The organism is Derxia gummosa DSM 723 (assembly GCF_000482785.1).
Classification (GTDB): domain Bacteria; phylum Pseudomonadota; class Gammaproteobacteria; order Burkholderiales; family Burkholderiaceae_E; genus Derxia; species Derxia gummosa.
Genome location: NZ_AXWS01000007.1, coordinates 103655 through 120379, shown reverse-complemented (window position 1 = coordinate 120379; position 16725 = coordinate 103655). Strand labels below are relative to the sequence as shown.

The window sequence follows — 16725 nt, the reverse complement described above, 5'->3', positions numbered from 1 at the left end:
CTCACGCGAAATGCCGGGCCAGCATGAAGGCCTCGGCATGCTCGGCGCCGACCTGGCAGCCGCGATGGCGCAGCAGCACTTCCACATCGGCGGGGCGGCGGCCGGGCGCCTGCTCGCCCGCGTACAGCGCGATCGCGTCGAGCTTGGCGGCGACATCGCCGGCGTCGAGCAGCACATGGAAGTTGGGCGCGAAGCCGTTGCTCCAGGCCTGGTCGGTGGAGCTGGCGACCTCGAACAGCGCGACCGTGCGGCGGCGCCGGAAGGGCCGCGTCGCGATCTCGACCGCCCGCGACACGGCGCGGTGCGCCTGATGGCTGTCGCCGGGCGCATGGGTGAGGACGATGTCGCTCCATTCGACGGCGGGCAGGATGGCCTCGTGCAGCGCCTCGATGTCGCGGTCGGCGGTGATGTCGGGCAGGGCGTCGGGCAGCAGCTCAGGCGTGGCGCCGAGCCGCGCGCAGGCGGCGCGGAACTGCCCTACCAGCGCCGGCCAGCCGTCGCCGATGCGGCGGTCGGCGCGCCGCAGCGCGAGCACCACGCGGCAGTCGGCGCCCAGCCGCGCAAAGCGGTGCAGCGTGCCGCCGCAGCCGAGCGTCTCGTCGTCGGGATGGGCCACGATGGCCGCGACGCGCCGGTTCAGGACGTCCACGCCATGCCGTAGGGCTGGGCCATGCCCCAGAAGGTGAGGGCGGCGTCGATCTCGTGCGCGGGGCGGCGCGCATACCAGTCGAGCGAGGTCGCAAGCGCCTTCGGCCAGGGCGTGAAGCGCAGGTCGTCGCCGAGCAGGCGGCGCAGCGGATCGAGGTTGGCGACGAGCCGGGTGTGCGGCGTCTCGCCCTTGCGCATCGGCACATGCTGGATGCCGGCACGGTTGCCGAAATGCTCGTTGACCGCCCGCGCCACCTCCAGCACGGTCATCTCGACGCCGGTGCCGCAGTCGTGCACCTCGCCGTCGAAGGGCGCGCGCATCACGTCTACCGTCAGGCGGGCGGCGTCGTCCACGAACAGCATGTCCACGGTCTGGTCGCCCTCGCCGTACACCTGCAAGGGCAGGCCGCGCAGCGCCTGCGCCGCGAAGATCGGCAGCACCTTGCGCACCGGGTAGAGCTTCTGGCCCGGGCCGTAGATGTTCAGGTAGCGCAGCACGCTGATGCCGATCGGGTGGTAGCGCGTCAGCAGCCGCGCCGACTGCTCGGCCGCGAACTTGGTGATGGTGTACACGTTGAGCCAGACGCTCGGCTTGGAGGCGAGGAAGGCGCGCGGCACCCGGGCCTCGACCGCCGCCTCGAACACGTTGATCGCGCCGAGCACATTGGTGTGGATGGCGGTGCGCAGCTCGGTCTCCAGCTCGGAGGTGCCGAGCCGCGCGGCCAGAAGATAGACCTCGTCCGCACCTTCAAGCGCCGGCCGCAGGCTGGCCTTGTCGAGCACGTCGCCGGTCATGTGCTGCACGCCTTCGGCCAGGCTGCCCTTGTGCGGCGGCGAGGGATCGAGCGCGATGACCGTGTCACCACGCGCGACGAGTTCATTGCAGACGGCCCGCCCGACGAAGCCGGCACCGCCGATCACGACCGATTTCATGGCTGTGCGCCTCCTGCTCGTGGGCCGGACCGGGCTTCGAGATGAACGCCCCTGCCGGCACGGCGGACTCTAGGCAGGAAGCCGGGGGAGCGGGAACGGGCCGTTACGCTTTCGACGGGCTTGCGGTGACGGCGCGGGCGGACCGCCGTCGGCGCGGCGGTGGTCGGCCCGGTTTGTAACAGCCATCGGCTCCCTTGCCCGCCGCCGCCCGCATCGGCTGATCGCGTCGGTCATGTCGGTCCGGCGCGCGGCTGGCCGTTGGCAGCGGCTCGGGCCGACAGGCGGTCGCGGGACTGTCGGCATGCTGAAGTCGCGCGACCGCGAGCCTGAAGGCGGTCCGCCGGCATCGGCGGGACGGCACCGCGCCGCATGCCTATGCGCCGACACCTGCGCTCACCAGGCACGCCACGACTGAAAGCTGGCCAACAACTTCGGAAATCTCTACTGGGCAACCCCGCCGTGCCGGACCGTCCGGCACGGAAACTCCTCCACCGGAAGGATTGCCCGATGAACAGAAGCTCGCTGTTCCCCGTCGCGCTGGCGCTCGCCGGGAGCCTCGCACTCGCCCTCCAGCCTGCCCGGGCCGCCGATGCCGCCGACCCCGACCCCTGCAGCCAGCCCGGCCCTGCCTGGCTCGGCGCCTGCCGCCTGCTGCCCTACGAGACCAACGCCATCGTCCACCGCAGCGCCACTGGCGACGACTCGGCGCTGCGCGGCGACTTCTCGCTGCGCTACGTCGCCTGGGCCAGCGACGGCGCGCTGCGCACCATCGACCATCCGGTGCGGCTGGAACCGGGCGCCGAAGCCTTCATCTCCTACACCGGCGAGTTCGACTACTACATGCTCAGCCGGCCCTCCAGCCCGGTCGTCAACCGCATCAGCAACCCCGCGCTGCACCTGCGCTGGTACGCCCAGGGGCCGATGCTCGACTGGGTCGACTTCGGCCTCGAACACAGCTCCGACGGCCAGACCATCGGCAGCCGCTCCGAGCGCGACATCGCCCGCGCCCAGGAGGAATACGCGGCCGGCAACCACCGCTACTTCGACGGCATCAGCCGCAGCATGAATTTCGTCTCGGGCGAGGCCGCGTTCGGCAACGAGGAGAGCGTGCTGGTGCGTACCCGCGTCAAGTACTTCGCCACCACCGATTCCGACATCACCTGGGGGCCGCTCGCGGGCACGAACACCAGCTTCCGCGACTACGACCGCTACCGGCTCATCGTCGAGCACCGCTTCGGCGACCTGGCGCTGGCCGACGTGACCTACCGCGCCGGCGATCGCGGCTTCGCGACCGATTCGGTCGATGTCGGCCTGAGCCTCGACCAGAGCCATGCGCTGCCGCTCTACCTGCGGCTGCATTCCGGTCCGATGGCCACGCTGTCGGACTACACGCGTTCGCAGCGGATGATCGCCGTCGGGCTGCGCTTCAGCGAATGACGGCGGCGCGCGCCGGCCGGGCCTGATCGGCGCCGGGCCGGGCGGCAGCCCGTCTCCGCGCCGGATTGCCCCCGACAGCCGCCCGCCTCAACGTCCGAGCGTCTGCGACGGCCGCTCGCCGAAGAGCTTGCGGTAGTCGGTCGAGAACTGGCTCAGGTTCCAGAAGCCGTGAGCCGAGGCGATATCGCCGATCGACGCGCCGTGCTGCGCAGTCCCGGCGCCGACCTTCGTGCCGGCCGCGTCGGCGCCGGGCAGGGCGCGCGCGCCGACGGCCGCCTCGCGCAGCCGCCGCCGCACCGCGTTGAGCCGCAGCGTGCGCAGCCACACGACCGGACTCGCGCCCAGCACTTCCTCGAAGGCGTATTGCAGCGCGCGGCGGCTGACGTGAAAGCGCTGGCACAGCTCGGGCACGGTGGGCACGGCGTCGGGCTCGGCGCGCACCGCGTCGCAGATCGCGCGCACGAGCTGCTGGCGCCGCGCGAAGCTCGCATGGCCGCGCGGCGGTTCGGTCGGCGCTTCGAGCAGGCCGACGAGCACGTCGAGCACCGATTGCTGGAGCTGGCGGCGCGCGGCGTCGTGCATGGGGCCGGCGGGCGCGTCGATGCCGGCCGGGCGCGCGTCGCGGTGCCGGGCGGCAGTGCCGGGCAGGCCGGCGTCGGTCGCGCCCGCCGCCGCGCCGGCCCACACGCCGTTGGCAAGCGCGCCGTCGAGCAGCGCGCCCAGTTGCAGCAGCGCCTGCGCGCGCCGCGCCTCGCCCACCTGCCACCAGCCCGGCCCCGCGAGCCGGCCGGCGTCGATGCGGCAGCCGATCGCATCCGCATAGCCTTCGAGCGCATCGCGCCCGGCCACCACGCCGAAGATGTCGTGCGACGACGGCGTCAGCAGCTCGAAGGCGCTGCCGCCCGCGCGCAGCATCACGCCGTCGGCGCCGACGGTGCGGCCCTCGATGCGCGTCCCGTCATGCACCACCGGTATGCCGCACCAGATTGCGTCATCGCGGATGCGGCAGGTCTGGCGCACGGCGTGACTGGTGCGCTCGCGGAACACCTGCACCGAGTCGATCCAGAACTCCGCCAGCTCGCCGTCGAAGCTGCCGGGCGCGAGCTGGTCGTATTCCTGGTCCCAGCCGCTGAGGTTGCGCGCGTGCTCGTCGGCATCGTGGGCGCGGATGCGGCGGGTACTGAACGGTTGCTGGCGCGGGACGGGCGCGCCATCGCGGCCGACGAACGCGGCGCCGCGCAGGAAAGGCACGCCAGCGGGCGCGGTGGACGGATGCTGAAGAGCGGTCGAGGTCGGGCGCATGCCACCTCCGGAAACTTGCCGAATTTCGATAACGCCGGGCCGGATCGCGGTCCTAGCCTCGGCGTGCTGCATCGAAAAAAGCAACCGCCGCGCCACTGAACCTACGTCCACCTTTCAGCGGCGCGGCCCTCTCTCGAACAGGACCGCGCATGACAACCAACACCGAACCGGCGCTGCACAAATCGCTCGGCACGCTCCAGCTATGGGGCATCGCCGTGGGCCTCGTGATCTCGGGCGAATACTTCGGCTGGAGCTTCGGCTGGGCCTCGGCCGGCACGCTCGGCTTCATGGTCACCGCCATCTTCATCGCGGCGATGTACGCCTGCTTCATCTTCAGCTTCACCGAGCTGACCACGTCCATCCCGCACGCCGGCGGGCCTTTCGAGTACTCGCGCCGCGCCTTCGGGCCGGTGGGCGGCTATCTGGCCGGCTTCGCGACGCTGGTGGAATTCGTGTTCGCGCCGCCGGCCATCTCGCTCGCGATCGGCGCCTATCTCAACGTGCAGTTTCCGGCGCTCGATCCGAAGATCGCAGCGCTCGGCGCCTATCTCGTGTTCATGGGCCTGAACATCGTCGGCGTGCAGATCGCCGCGACCTTCGAGCTGTTCGTGACGCTGGTCGCGATCTTCGAGCTGCTCGTGTTCATGGGCGTGGTGTCGCCGGGCTTCAGCGTCGCCAACTTCGTGAAGGGCGGCTGGTCGGGCGAGGATGCGTTCAGCCTCGCGTCGGTGCCGGGCATGTTCGCGGCGATCCCATTCGCGATCTGGTTCTTCCTCGCGATCGAGGGCGTGGCGATGGCGGCCGAGGAGGCGCGCGACCCGAAGCGGTCGATTCCCATCGCCTACATCGCCGGCATCCTGACGCTCGTCGTGCTCGCCATCGGCGTGATGCTGTTTGCCGGCGGCGCAGGCGACTGGACCCAGCTCGCCAACATCAACGATCCGCTGCCCCAGGCGATGAAGCTCATCGTCGGCGACAACAGCGGCTGGCTGCACATGCTGGTGTGGCTCGGCCTGTTCGGGCTGATCGCGAGCTTCCACGGGATCATCCTCGGCTACTCGCGCCAGATCTTCGCGCTGTCGCGCGCCGGCTATCTGCCCGAGCTGCTGGGCCGCGTGCATCCGAAGTTCCGCACGCCGCATCTGGCCATTCTCGCGGGCGGCATCGTCGGCATTGCCGCGATCTTCAGCGACGAGCTCATCACCTTCGGCGGCCAGACGCTCACCGCCAACATCGTGACGATGTCGGTGTTCGGCGCGATCGTCATGTACATCCTGAGCATGGCCAGCCTGTTCAAGCTGCGCGCCACCGAGCCGGGCCTGCCGCGCAGCTTCCGCGCGCCGGGCTTCCCGGTGGTGCCGGGCTTCGCGCTGCTCGCGGCCGTGGTCTGCCTCGTGGCGATGACCTACTACAACCCGCTGATCGCCGGCGTGTTCGTCGGGCTGATGGCGCTGGGCTATCTGTACTTCCTGGCGACCCGTTCGCGGCGCGCGGTGCGCGCGGCGACGGCGGTTTGAGCAGGCAAGCGATGCGAAGCGTCGGCGCGACGGGCGGTGCCATGCCTGTCACCGCGCCGCCGCCTGAAGATGCATCCGCCGCACATGAAAAAGGCCGGGCTTTCGCCCGGCCTGTCGTGCGCCAGCGTCGTCGATCAGTGACCGTGCGTCGATACGTGCAGGGTCACGGCGCTGGCCTCACGGCTCGATGCCGATCAGGTGCTCTGCTTCGACTGACGGCTGCTGCCGCCCTGATCGTCCTGCTGGCGCGATTGCCCGCCCGAGATGTCCGATTGCTGGTTGCTCTGGCCGCCTTGCTGGTTGCGCTGGCTGCCCGACTGGCTTTGCTGGTCCTGCTGGCGGCCCGATTGCTGGCCGCCCTGGAGCTGGTCACGGTCCTGCCCCGATTGCTGAGACTGGTTGGCGTTGCCGCCGCCGCCTTGCTGCTGGTTGCGGCCCGACTGGTTGGACTGCTGCGATTGCTGGTTGCCCATGTCGGTGCCGGCCTGGTTCGACTGCTGCTGGTTCTTGCCCTGACTGCCTTGTTGCTGGCTCATCGTAAGTCTCCTTGTACGGAATCGAAGACCGCGCTCAACGTCGCGGCAGACACAGGTTGCGACGGGCGCCAGGCACCGCCTGTCGGCCTGCGCCGCATGCCCGTGTCGGCGCGGCTGGCACTCGGGTTGATGCAGCCGGCGCGCCTGCTGCGCTGCATTGCCGCCGGCAAACCCGCGCCATTGCTGGCGCCGCTGCAAGCCTGTGCAAGCGCCGTCGCGGCGGCGCAGCAATCCCCCATTCCGATCATGTCGAGGTAAACCCCATGACCGTCCATCGCCACACCATCGGCGCGCGCAGCTTCGAGTTCGACAGCCTCGCCACGCTCATGGCCCGCGCCACGCCCGAACGCTCGGGCGACCACCTCGCGGGCGTTGCCGCGCGCAGCGCCGAGGAGCGCGTCGCCGCGCAGATGACGCTCGCCGCGCTGCCGCTGAAGCACTTCCTGAGCGAAGCCGTCGTGCCCTACGAGGCCGACGAAGTCACCCGCCTCATCCTCGACACGCACGATGCGCAAGCCTTTGCGCCGATCGCCCACCTGACCGTCGGCGACTTCCGCAACTGGCTGCTGAGCGACGAGGCCGACGAGCTGGCGCTGGCCGCGCTCGCGCCCGGTCTCACGCCCGAGATGGTCGCGGCGGTGAGCAAGATCATGCGCAACCAGGACCTCATCCTCGTCGCGCGCAAGTGCCGCGTGGTCACGCGCTTTCGCGGCACGATCGGGCTGGCGGGGCGCATGTCCACGCGGCTGCAACCCAACCATCCCACCGACGACGCGGCCGGCATCGCCGCCAGCACCTTCGACGGCCTGCTCTACGGCAGCGGCGACGCGGTCATCGGCATCAATCCCGCCACCGACAACGTGCCCCAGGTGATGCGCCTGCTCGACATGCTCGACGCCGTCATCCGCCGCTACGACATCCCGACGCAGAGCTGCGTGCTCACCCACGTGACCAACACGATGGAGGCGATGAAGCGCGGCGCGCCGGTCGATCTGGTGTTCCAGAGCATCGGCGGCACCGAGGGCACGAACACGAGCTTCGGCATCAACCTCGCGCTGCTGGCCGAGGCGCGCGAGATGGCGCTCGCGCTGAAGCGCGGCGCGCTGTTCGACACCGCGCTCGACGGCAGTGCGCTGGCCGAGCCGGTACGCGGCGACCACGTCATGTACTTCGAGACCGGGCAGGGCAGCGCGCTGTCGGCCGGCGCCCATCACGGCTGCGACCAGCAGACGATCGAGGCGCGCGCCTACGCGGTCGCGCGGCACTTCAGGCCGCTGCTCGTCAACACGGTGGTCGGCTTCATCGGGCCGGAGTACCTGTACGACGGCAAGCAGATCATCCGCGCCGGTCTGGAGGACCACTTCTGCGGCAAGCTGCTCGGCGTGCCGATGGGCTGCGACATCTGCTACACCAACCACGCCGAAGCCGACCAGAACGACATGGACGTGCTGCTCACGCTGCTGGGCGCGGCGGGCATCAACTTCATCATGGGCATCCCCGGCTCGGACGACGTGATGCTCAACTACCAGACCACGAGCTTTCACGACGCGCTCTACGCGCGGCGGGTGCTGGGGCTACGCGCCGCGCCCGAGTTCGAGGCCTGGCTCACGCGCATGCGCATCTTCTCGGGCGAGGGCGTGGCACGGCTGGAGAGCGCGCCGCCGCCGGCCTTCGAGAAGCTGCTGACCGGGAGCGTCGCATGACCGACGACCTCACCCAAACCCGAATCGCGGATGCGGCTTTGCCGACCGACGCGCCCGCCGTGGTGCGCAACCCCTGGGCGCATCTGCGCCGCCACACACCGGCGCGCATCGCGCTCGGCCGCGCCGGCATCAGCCTGCCGACCGCGCCGATGCTCGACTTCCAGCTCGCCCACGCCCAGGCGCGCGACGCCGTGCACGCGCCGCTCGATGTCGATGCCGTCGAGCGCGAGATCCGCCCGCTCGGCTTCGATACGCTGCGCGCGAGCAGCGCGGCTGCCGACCGGCACATCTATCTGCAACGGCCCGACCTCGGCCGACGGCTCGGCGAGGACGCGCGCGCGGCGCTGTCGGCGGCGCGCGCGGCGCGGCGGGCGGGCGGGCCGGTCGCGAGCGGCGGTGCCGACCCGGCCAGCCCGGCGGCGGCTGGCGGCGCGAGCGCAACCGCCGCCCCGCGCTTCGACCTCGCCTTCGCCGTCGTGGACGGCCTGTCCTCGCTCGCGATCGCCACCAACGCCGCGCCCTTCCTGCGCGCGATGCGGGCCCACATCGACGCCGAGGGCTGGCGCGTCGCGCCGGTGGTCATCGCCACGCAGGGCCGGGTGGCGATCGGCGACGAGATCGGCGAGCTGCTCGACGCCAACCTCGTCATCGTGATGATCGGCGAGCGCCCCGGCCTCAGCTCGCCGGACAGCATGGGGCTGTACCTGACGTGGTCGCCGCGCCCCGGCCTGACCGACGCCGCGCGCAACTGCATCAGCAACGTGCGCGACGCCGGCCTCGCCCATGCCGACGCCGCCGCGCGCGCCGCCTGGCTCGCGAAGGAGGCGATGGCGCGCGGCCTGACCGGCGTCGCGCTCAAGGACGAGACCGCGTCGCCGGCGCCGAGGCTCGAAGGCGGCGGCGCGGCCGACAACTTCCTGCTCGGCTGAGACGGGCGCGTCGCCGTGCCGTTGCCGGCGCGTCCCGGCGTCGCGCGGTCCGGCCCGGCGCCGGCCTCGCGCGCGAGCCGGGCCGGCCAGCGTCGGCGCGCGGCGACATGCAATCCGTCCGGGGCATGGACGTGGCCTGCCCGCGCGCCGCAGAATCCGCGCCCCCTTCATTTCGGGGCGCGCCGCACGGCACCGCGCCCCGCCGCGCGAAAGCCCGCCATGCACATCCTCGAATGCGGCCCCGACCAGCTCGACCTCGTCGCGCCGCTGTTCGACGCCTACCGCGTCTTCTACGACCAGCCCTCCGACCCGGCCGCCGCGCGCGACTTCCTGCGCGCCAACCTCGAAGGCCGGCGCTCGCGCGTGTTCATGCTGACGGACGAAGGCAGGGCGGTGGCCTTTGCCCAGCTCTACCCCACGTACTGCTCGATTGCGCTGCGGCCCTTCTTCTACCTGTCGGACCTGTTCTGCGATCCGGCGGCGCGGCGCAAGGGTCATGCGCGCACGCTCATGCGGCATCTGATCGAGGTGTTCGGCCAGCTCGACGTGCACCGGCTCACGCTGGAGACGGCCATCACCAACCACGCGGCGCAGCGGCTGTACGAATCGCTCGGCTACGAGCGCGACGGCGTCTTCCTCACCTATCACCGCCTGCTCTGAGCCGGGCGCTGCAAACGATTGCAGCGCCCGGGCCTCACCTCGCTCACGGCGCGGCTCAGGCCACGCCGGCCGCCAGCGCCATGCGCGTCAGCTCGATGTCGTTGCGCGCGCCGAGCTTGGCCTTGATCTGGTAGTGGCAGTTCTGCGCGGTCTTGGGGCTGATGTGCAGCACCGTGGCGATCTCCTCGGCGCTGCGGCCGGCGAGCAGCAGCCGCAGGATCTCGAACTCGCGCGGGCTCAGGCGCGCGAAGGCGTCGTCGGCGCCTTCGCCGGGCAGGCTGGCGAGCGCGAGGTCCTCGGCAATGTCGGGGCTGAGAGAACGCTGGCCGGTGCCCACGCGCAGGATCGCGTCGAGCAGCGTCGAGGGCGGGCAGGCCTTGGTCACGTAGCCGAGCGCGCCGGCCGCGAGCGCCTGGCGCGCGTGCAGCGCGTCGCGGTGCATGCTGAACACGAGCACGCGCGCCTCGGGATCGCGCTGGCGCAGGCGGCGGATCAGCTCGATGCCGCCCATCTCGGGCAGGTTGAGGTCGATCACGGCCACGTCGGGGCGGTGCTCGCGAAAGCGCAGCAGCGCGTCCTCGGCGGTCTCGGCCTCGGCCACGAGTTGCAGCTGCGGCCGGCGCTCGATCAGGCGGCGATAGCCCTCGCGCACGATGGCGTGGTCGTCGGCGAGCAGCAGGCGCAGCGGGCGGCCGGCGAGCGGGGCGGGAGAAGTGATGGCGGTCATCGCGAAACGGATTGCGGCAGGGGATCGGCAAGACGGTCGGTCGGCGTCACGGTGGTGGGCAGGGCGGCGCGCACGCGCAGTCCGGCCGGTTCCAGCGGTTCGAAATCGAGGCTGCCGCCGAGCGCGGCCATGCGCTCGGCCATGCCGAGCCGGCCGAAGCCGCGCCGGCCGGCGCGGGCGTAGCCGGCGTCGGCGGGTTGGGGGTCGGCGGTGGCCTCGTCCCGCGCCGGCGCGCGCTCCTGCCCGCTGCCGTCGTCATCCACCTCCAGCCGCAGGCAGTCGGCGTCGCGCACGAGGCGCAACGCGGTGCAGCGGCCGCCGTGGCGCGCGACGTTGGTGAGGCATTCCTGCGCCACGCGGTAGAGGCTGACGGCGACACCGTCGTCGAGCGCGTCGAGGTCGTCGGCCAGCTCGATGCATGGCGCGGCGGCCGGCGCGCCGCCGTGGCGCCGGGCGCGCAGCAGGTGGTCGTCGACGAGGGCGCGCAGCGCGGCGGCGAGGCCCAGCTCCAGTTCGGGCGGGCGCAGGCCGCGCACGATGCGCTGCACCGAATCCATGGTCGCGGCGCTGGTGCGCACGAGCGCGTCGGCGCAGGGCAGCAGCGCGGGCAGTTCGTCGCGCGCGATCTCGGCGGCGAAGGCGGCCTCGGCGCGGATGGAGGTGAGCGCCTGGCCCAGCTCGTCATGCAGCTCGCGCGCGAGCGAGCGGCGCTCCTCCTCGCGCACCGCGAGCAGCCGCGCTGCGAGTTCGCGCTGGGCCGCGAGCGTCTCGCGCAGCCGCGCGGCCAGATGGTTGAAGCCGGCCGCGATCCGGTCGAGTTCCATCAGCTCGTAGCGCGGCAGCGTGGTGTCGAGCCGGCCGCGCTCCAGCGCCTCGACGGCGGCGAGGATCTCGGCGCTCGGCGCGAGCGCGCGCCGCAGCGGGCGCCGGATCATGAACTTGACCACCAGCAGCGCGGCCGCGAGCCAGAACGCCTGCAGCATCGTCCGCCAGGCGCCAGCGGCCTCGCTCTCGATGTCGGGCCGGATGACCAGCTCGCCGTTCTTGATGCCGGTGGGCTGGAGCAACGGCCCGCGATGCTCGACACCGTTGCCGATGAGCGCGCCGATCAGCCCGGCGAGCCAGCGCGGCGCGCGCTCCTGCCCGGTGACGGCGCCGATGCAGCGCTCGGCCAGCGAGCGTCCCCAGAGATCGGTGGCGCTCACGCACACATGGGCCAGCCCGCCCAGGCCGTCGAGCCGCGCCAGGTCGGGCACGGTCGGCCCGATGTGGAAGCGCCCGTCATGGCGCGCCAGTTCATCGACGACGAGTTGCAGCACCACCGGCGCCGCGCGCTCGATGCTGGCGCGGGCGCGGTCGCGCGCCTGGAGCACGATGGCCGCGTCGATCGCGAGCGTGAGCAGCAGCCCGAACATGGCGATGCGCAGCATGAGGCAGCGCCACAGGTCGCGCGTGCGGACGATGGCGGGCGGGCAGACGAGGGCCGGCCCCGCGCGCGACGCGCGATGGGCGCAAGCCGCATGGTCGGGCGGAACGCGCGCGCGGCCGGCGCGGTCGGTCGCGCCCGGTGGCGGGGCCGGATCGGCGAGGTGGCCGGCGTTCGGGCCGGACGGGAAGACATGACTCATGGCGGACGGGTGCGGGCTGCGGGGCGGAACGCATCGTCGCCCCACGCGCGCGCCCGGCCAAGCGCGCGAGCGCGCCGGGCCGCACGGCGGGCAATTTCCCCGGCCGCGCGCGTGCATCCGGCTCGTGGGCGGCGCGGCCGGCGGCGGCAAGACTGCCGTCCGTTCCCTGCCCGAAAGGAAAGCCCATGCCACCAATCCCCGCCCGCGCGCTGCTGGCCGGCACCGCGCTGCTCGCGGCCCTGCTGCCGGTGCCCGCGCGCGCCGAGCGCTTCTGCGGCCAGCCGCGCATGCAGCTCGATGCCAACGGCGAGCCGATCACCAGCGACCTCGGCATCGAGGCCGCGCTCGCGCGTCCGGCCAGCATGCAGGTCTGCGCCAGCGGCTACTTCGCCGAGAAATGCGGCGACCACGAGTCGGCCCATCTCATCTACGACAAGTGCATCGCCGCCGGCTACGCGGGCGCGATGATCTGGAAGGCGCTGCTGCTGGAGCAGGGCATCGGCGTGGCGCCCGACCCGGCGCGCGCGACCGCGCTGCTCAGGCAGGCCGCCGAAAGCGGCAGCGACGGCTACGCCACCGTCGCGAAAGTGCATTACGCGAGCGCGCTGCAGCTCGGGCGCGGCGTGGCCCGCGACGAGGCGGCGGCGCGCGAATGGTTCCGGCGCGCCGCCGACGAGGGCGATCCCGACGCGGCCGAGTTCCTGCGCACCGGCCACCACACCGCCGAGCGCGACGTGACGGGCCGCGGCTTCGGGGTGGCGACGGAAGCGGTCGAGGGCCAGCGGCTCGCGCCGGTCGCGCGGCCGGCGGGCATGCCGCTGGCGCCGACGGCCGCGATGCTCGCGGCGCTCGTCGCCGTGGCCGGCGCGGGTGCGTGGTGGCAGGCGCGGCGCGGCGCGCGCGCGGCGGCGGGCGGTGGATCGCGCGGCGCGGCGGGTGGTGGCGCGGGAGGCGGCGGCACGCGCAATGGCGACGCGCGCGAGGTGCGGGCATGAGCGCGCCGATCGAGGAGGGCATGTTCGCGCTGGCCCAGCTCTTCCTGCTGCCGGTGCTGCTCGCGGTGCTCGCGCTGTTCGCCCATGCCTTCTGGTCGCTCGGGCGCTTCGGCTGGCAGGCGGCGCAGCGGCGGCGCGGGCAGGCGGGCGGTTTCGAGCTGACCGCGTTCGCGCGGCAGCGGCCCGATCTGGGCGCCGACGCGCTCGAAGCCGAGGCGCTGCGGCGGCTGGAGCCGGTGCGGCTCGCGGCGCGCGTCGCGCCGATGCTCGGCCTCGTCGCCACGATGATCCCGATGGGCCCGGCGCTGCATGCGCTCGGCGAGGGCCAGATGGCGGCGGTCGCGCGCAGCCTGACGGTCGCGTTCTCGGCGGTGATCCTCGCGCTGCTCGCGGCCTCGATCACGCATTGCATCGCCCAGGTGCGGCGGCGCTGGTATGCCGACGAGCTGGCGGCGCTGGCGCGCGCGGAGGCCGCCGCGCCTGCCGCCGAGCCCGACGCGGGGCCGGCCCCGGCGGAGGCCGCGCCGTCGCTCGCGTCGACGCTCGCCCAAGGAGCGGCCGCATGAGAAACCGCCTCGACGAATCGCTGGAAGAGGACGATCCGCTGCTGTCGGTCGTCAATCTCGTCGATGTCTTCCTCGTGATCATCGCGGCGCTGTTCGTGACGGTCGCCAACCAGCCGCTCAACCTGTTCGGCGGCGAGGATGTGACCGTCATCCGCAACCCTGGCAAGCCCGACATGAGCATCGTCGTGCGCAGCGCCGGCCGCATCGAGCGCTACGAGGCCGACGGCGCCGGCGGCAAGGGCCAGGGCGTGCGCGCCGGCAGCGCCTGGCGCATGCCCGACGGCTCGATGGTGTGGGTGCCGGAGGGCGGGGCGGCGGGCGAGGCGCGGTGAGAGGTGGCCGGACTGCAAGCCTTTGCAGCCCGGCGCATCTCCTGTCAGCGCGGCGCCGGCGACTCCGGCGCGTCCGGCAGGCCGAAGGCGATCACCGCATTGCCCGGCGCGTTGTCGAACAGCCGGTTGCCGCCCGCCGCGACCAGCACGTACTCATGTCCGCCGGCCTCGTACACGACGGCCGGCGCGCCCACGCCGGCGCCGGTCTGGAAGCGCCACAGCCGCGCGCCGGTGCGGGCGTCGCGGGCGGTGAAGTAGCCGTCGGCCTCGCCGATGAAGGCAAGCCCGCCCGCCGTGGTCGTCACGCCGCCGGCAAAGGGCCGCGCCAGGCGCTGCTGCCAGACGAGCCGGCCGGTCGCCGGGTCGATGGCGCTGACCGTGCCCCAGCTTTCGTTCTGCTTCGGGAAGGTCAGCACGTTCACGCGGTTGCCGTCGGCGTCGGTTTCGAGCGCGAAGCGGCTCGGGAAGTGGCTGCCGGTGATGTAGAGCCAGCCGGTGCGCGGGCTGTAGGAGCCCGGCTGCCAGTTGGCGCCGCCGGCCTCGCCGGGCACGGCGATCACGCCGGTCTCGTCGCGCGGGCGCGGGAACAGCCGCGTCTGCGGCACGAAGCCTTCGGAGCGGCGCAGCAGCGCGCCGGTGCGCCGGTCGAAGAAGTAGACCCAGCCCGACTTGGTGGCGACCGCCACGCCCGGCACCCGCGCCTCGCCGACCGGCACGTCGAGCAGGATAGGCGCGGCGGCCACGTCATAGCCCCAGATGTCGTGCGGCGTGATCTGGTGGAACCAGCGCAGCGCGCCGGTCTTCACGTCCAGCGCCACGAGCGAGGCGGTGTAGAGGTTGTCGCCGGGGCGGTAGAGGTCGGCATAGGGCGCGGCATTGCCGGTGCCGACGTAGAGCAGGCCGGCCTCGGCGTCGAGCGCGGGCGTGGAATGGATCGAGCCGCCGCCGCGCTTCCAGGCATCGCGGTAGCGGTCGGCGTTGGCGCGCTCGGTGGCGAGGTCGCGGTCGAGCGGATCGCCCATCGACGTGCGCTCGACGAAGCCGCCTTCCCAGCCGTGGTCGGCCGTGGAGTACCAGCGCCACACGAGCCGACCGGTGTCGGCCGCGTAGGCCGAGACGAAGGCGCGCGAGCCTTCGCGCGGGCCGGCCCGGCCGATGGTCTGGAGGCCGCGCTCCTGGTCGGAGAAGCGGCTGGTGTAGCCCGAGCCGCTGGTGCCGACGATGACCAGCCCGTCATGGAACAGCGGCGCCGCGATGCCGCTGTAGCGGCGCCAGCCGGCGACGGTGGCGGCGGGCAGGCGGTCGGCGTTGCGCACCTGCTCGGGCGCGTCGGGGGCGCCGGTGCCGGGGTCGTGTACCGGGACGTCCCACAGCGGCCGGCCCGTGGCCTGATCGAGCGCGATCAGCCGGGCGTCGGCGGTGATCTCGTACACGCGGCCGTCGCCCACCGCGACGCCGCGGTTGTGCGTGCCGCAGCACAGGTCGTCGGTCTGCATGCGGTGACCGTACTTCCAGCGCGGCTCGCCGGTGATGCCGTCGAGCGCGACCACGTTGTTGCGCGGCGTCGAGAGATAGACCACGCCGTCGATGACGACCGGGCTGGTCTGGAAGCTGCCGTCGATGCCGGTCTGGTAGATCCATTTGGGCACCAGCCGGCCGACGTTGGCGGGCGTGATCTCGGTGACGGGGGAGTGGCGCCGGTTGTCGGGCGTGCGGCCGTAGCCGGGCCAGTCGGCGGCGTCATCGGCGCGGGCGGCGGGTGGCTGGGCAAGGCCGGCGGCGAGGCAGGCCAGCAGGGCGGCGGCGATGCGCGTCGGGCGGGTACCGCCAAGTGCGCCGCGACACGCGACGTCGCGTCCGGTCAGCAGGGCGAGCCGGCTCACAGCGGCTTCACCCGCGTCACGCCATGCGCGCGGAAGATGCGGTCGAGCGTGCCGTCGGCCTCCAGCGTCTGCATCGCGCGGCCGAGCGCCTCGCCCAGCTCGGCGCGGTCGGCCTTGACGGCGATGCCGTGGCTCCAGCCCGCCTGCGGCAGTCCGGCCATCGGCGGCGTCACGCTCATCGCGAAGCCGGTGCCGGCGGCCGCCACCATCGGCTCGACCTGGCTGCGCGTGCCGAAGAAGGCGACGATCGCGCCGCCGCGCAGATCGGCCTCGGCCTTCTCGATGTCGAGGTAGTGCCGCACCGTCGGGCGGTAGCGTCCGCCGTCGTGCGACATGAGCGCCATGTCGGTGATCGAGTCCACCTCCACGCCCACCGGCTGGCCCTCGACCACGAGCATGTTCGTCAGCGGCGGCAGCGCCTCGATGCTGCGCGCGACCGCCAGCGTCTCGCGGTAGTAGGGCGCCGAGATGCTCACCTGCGGATTGCGCGCGGCGAAGGCGGCGTCCACCGGCACATGCAGCATCACGTCCGACGGGCGCGGGCCGATCGCGCCGTTGCCGCCCTTCCACACCATCAGGCGCAGGTCGTCGTCCATGCTTTCGCTGGCGTCGTAGTCGCGCACCTCGGCGCGCACGCCGATCGCGCCCGCGAGCGCATTGGCGATGTCGATGTCGATGCCCTTGCCGTCCTGCGAGAAGGGCGCGAAATCGCGGTACACCGCCACGCTCAGGCTGCCGCGCTGCCTGATCTCCGCCAGATCGCCCGATTGCGCCGCCGCGCCCGCGCCGAACGTGCAGGCCAGCGCCGCGATGGTCAGCCAGGTGTTCTTCTTCATTGCCGTCTCCTCCGGACCGGGTGGTCGCATTGATGTCGCCGACGAGGCTAGGCGGGCCGGCCGGCGCCGCCGAGGGGAGGGCGCCCAGCCGGG

General features: G+C 72.8%; 16 protein-coding genes. 8 read left to right on the top strand and 8 right to left on the bottom strand.

The window, feature by feature from the left end:
- Nucleotide 1: 1 nt before the first annotated feature.
- Together H566_RS0101760 and H566_RS0101755 are read right to left on the bottom strand one after the other, a co-directional pair.
- On the bottom strand, nt 2-649 hold the full coding sequence (locus tag H566_RS0101760; protein WP_028310065.1) for a PIG-L deacetylase family protein: 648 nt from the start codon (nt 647-649) through the stop codon (nt 2-4).
- Entirely contained in the window at nt 637-1581 is a 945-nt protein-coding gene (locus H566_RS0101755) for an NAD-dependent epimerase/dehydratase family protein (RefSeq protein WP_028310064.1), read from the bottom strand. The genes H566_RS0101760 and H566_RS0101755 overlap by 13 nt, the downstream gene beginning before the upstream one ends.
- Before the next feature lie 507 nt (nt 1582-2088).
- Here H566_RS0101755 and H566_RS0101750 point away from each other — a divergent pair.
- Nucleotides 2089-3018: a hypothetical protein gene (locus H566_RS0101750; RefSeq protein WP_028310063.1), complete on the top strand. Its 930-nt coding sequence runs from the start codon at nt 2089-2091 to the stop codon at nt 3016-3018.
- A gap of 87 nt (nt 3019-3105) precedes the next feature.
- Here the strand turns inward: H566_RS0101750 and H566_RS22360 are convergent, their stop codons facing one another.
- A complete protein-coding gene (locus H566_RS22360) occupies nt 3106-4320 on the bottom strand; it encodes a helix-turn-helix domain-containing protein (RefSeq protein WP_051377852.1) in 1215 nt (404 codons plus the stop codon).
- Between the two features lie 149 nt (nt 4321-4469).
- Between H566_RS22360 and eat the strand changes: the two genes are divergently transcribed.
- Nucleotides 4470-5837, top strand: coding sequence for an ethanolamine permease (eat, locus tag H566_RS0101740; protein WP_034410284.1), 1368 nt, complete (start codon nt 4470-4472; stop codon nt 5835-5837).
- 194 nt (nt 5838-6031) lie between these two features.
- On the opposite strand, the gene H566_RS0101735 is transcribed toward eat, so the two are convergent.
- Entirely contained in the window at nt 6032-6373 is a 342-nt protein-coding gene (locus tag H566_RS0101735; protein ID WP_028310061.1) for a hypothetical protein, read from the bottom strand.
- A 263-nt stretch (nt 6374-6636) separates the two neighbouring features.
- Here H566_RS0101735 and H566_RS0101730 point away from each other — a divergent pair, with 263 nt between their 5' ends.
- From H566_RS0101730 to H566_RS0101720, 3 genes are all read left to right on the top strand, one after another.
- Nucleotides 6637-8076: an ethanolamine ammonia-lyase subunit EutB gene (locus tag H566_RS0101730; protein ID WP_028310060.1), complete on the top strand. Its 1440-nt coding sequence runs from the start codon at nt 6637-6639 to the stop codon at nt 8074-8076.
- A complete protein-coding gene (gene eutC, locus H566_RS0101725) occupies nt 8073-9005 on the top strand; it encodes an ethanolamine ammonia-lyase subunit EutC (RefSeq protein WP_051377850.1) in 933 nt (310 codons plus the stop codon). Before H566_RS0101730 ends, eutC begins: the two co-directional genes overlap by 4 nt.
- Nucleotides 9006-9224: 219 nt before the next feature.
- A complete protein-coding gene (locus H566_RS0101720) occupies nt 9225-9665 on the top strand; it encodes a GNAT family N-acetyltransferase (protein WP_028310058.1) in 441 nt (146 codons plus the stop codon).
- A gap of 55 nt (nt 9666-9720) precedes the next feature.
- On the opposite strand, the gene H566_RS0101715 is transcribed toward H566_RS0101720, so the two are convergent.
- Both H566_RS0101715 and H566_RS22355 read right to left on the bottom strand, forming a co-directional pair.
- Nucleotides 9721-10392, bottom strand: a complete 672-nt coding sequence (locus H566_RS0101715) for a response regulator (RefSeq protein ID WP_051377848.1) — start codon at nt 10390-10392, stop codon at nt 9721-9723.
- Nucleotides 10389-12020, bottom strand: coding sequence for a histidine kinase (locus tag H566_RS22355; protein WP_051377847.1), 1632 nt, complete (start codon nt 12018-12020; stop codon nt 10389-10391). Before H566_RS22355 ends, H566_RS0101715 begins: the two co-directional genes overlap by 4 nt.
- Before the next feature lie 185 nt (nt 12021-12205).
- On the opposite strand from H566_RS22355, the gene H566_RS27110 reads away from it, so the two are divergent.
- From H566_RS27110 to H566_RS0101695, 3 genes are read left to right on the top strand one after another with little or no spacing between them, the layout of a single operon-like run.
- Nucleotides 12206-13015 carry a tetratricopeptide repeat protein gene (locus H566_RS27110; RefSeq protein ID WP_051377845.1) on the top strand — a complete coding sequence of 270 codons (810 nt, stop codon included), beginning with the start codon at nt 12206-12208 and terminating at the stop codon, nt 13013-13015.
- A complete protein-coding gene (locus tag H566_RS22345) occupies nt 13012-13581 on the top strand; it encodes a MotA/TolQ/ExbB proton channel family protein (protein ID WP_084544645.1) in 570 nt (189 codons plus the stop codon). Before H566_RS27110 ends, H566_RS22345 begins: the two co-directional genes overlap by 4 nt.
- On the top strand, nt 13578-13913 hold the full coding sequence (locus tag H566_RS0101695) for a DUF2149 domain-containing protein (RefSeq protein WP_028310056.1): 336 nt from the start codon (nt 13578-13580) through the stop codon (nt 13911-13913). Before H566_RS22345 ends, H566_RS0101695 begins: the two co-directional genes overlap by 4 nt.
- 44 nt (nt 13914-13957) lie before the next feature.
- Here H566_RS0101695 and H566_RS0101690 read toward each other — a convergent pair whose 3' ends face one another.
- Nucleotides 13958-15796: a pyrroloquinoline quinone-dependent dehydrogenase gene (locus tag H566_RS0101690; RefSeq protein WP_051377842.1), complete on the bottom strand. Its 1839-nt coding sequence runs from the start codon at nt 15794-15796 to the stop codon at nt 13958-13960.
- On the bottom strand, nt 15793-16632 hold the full coding sequence (locus H566_RS0101685; protein WP_211238025.1) for a substrate-binding periplasmic protein: 840 nt from the start codon (nt 16630-16632) through the stop codon (nt 15793-15795). Before H566_RS0101685 ends, H566_RS0101690 begins: the two co-directional genes overlap by 4 nt.
- Nucleotides 16633-16725: the final 93 nt, after the last annotated feature.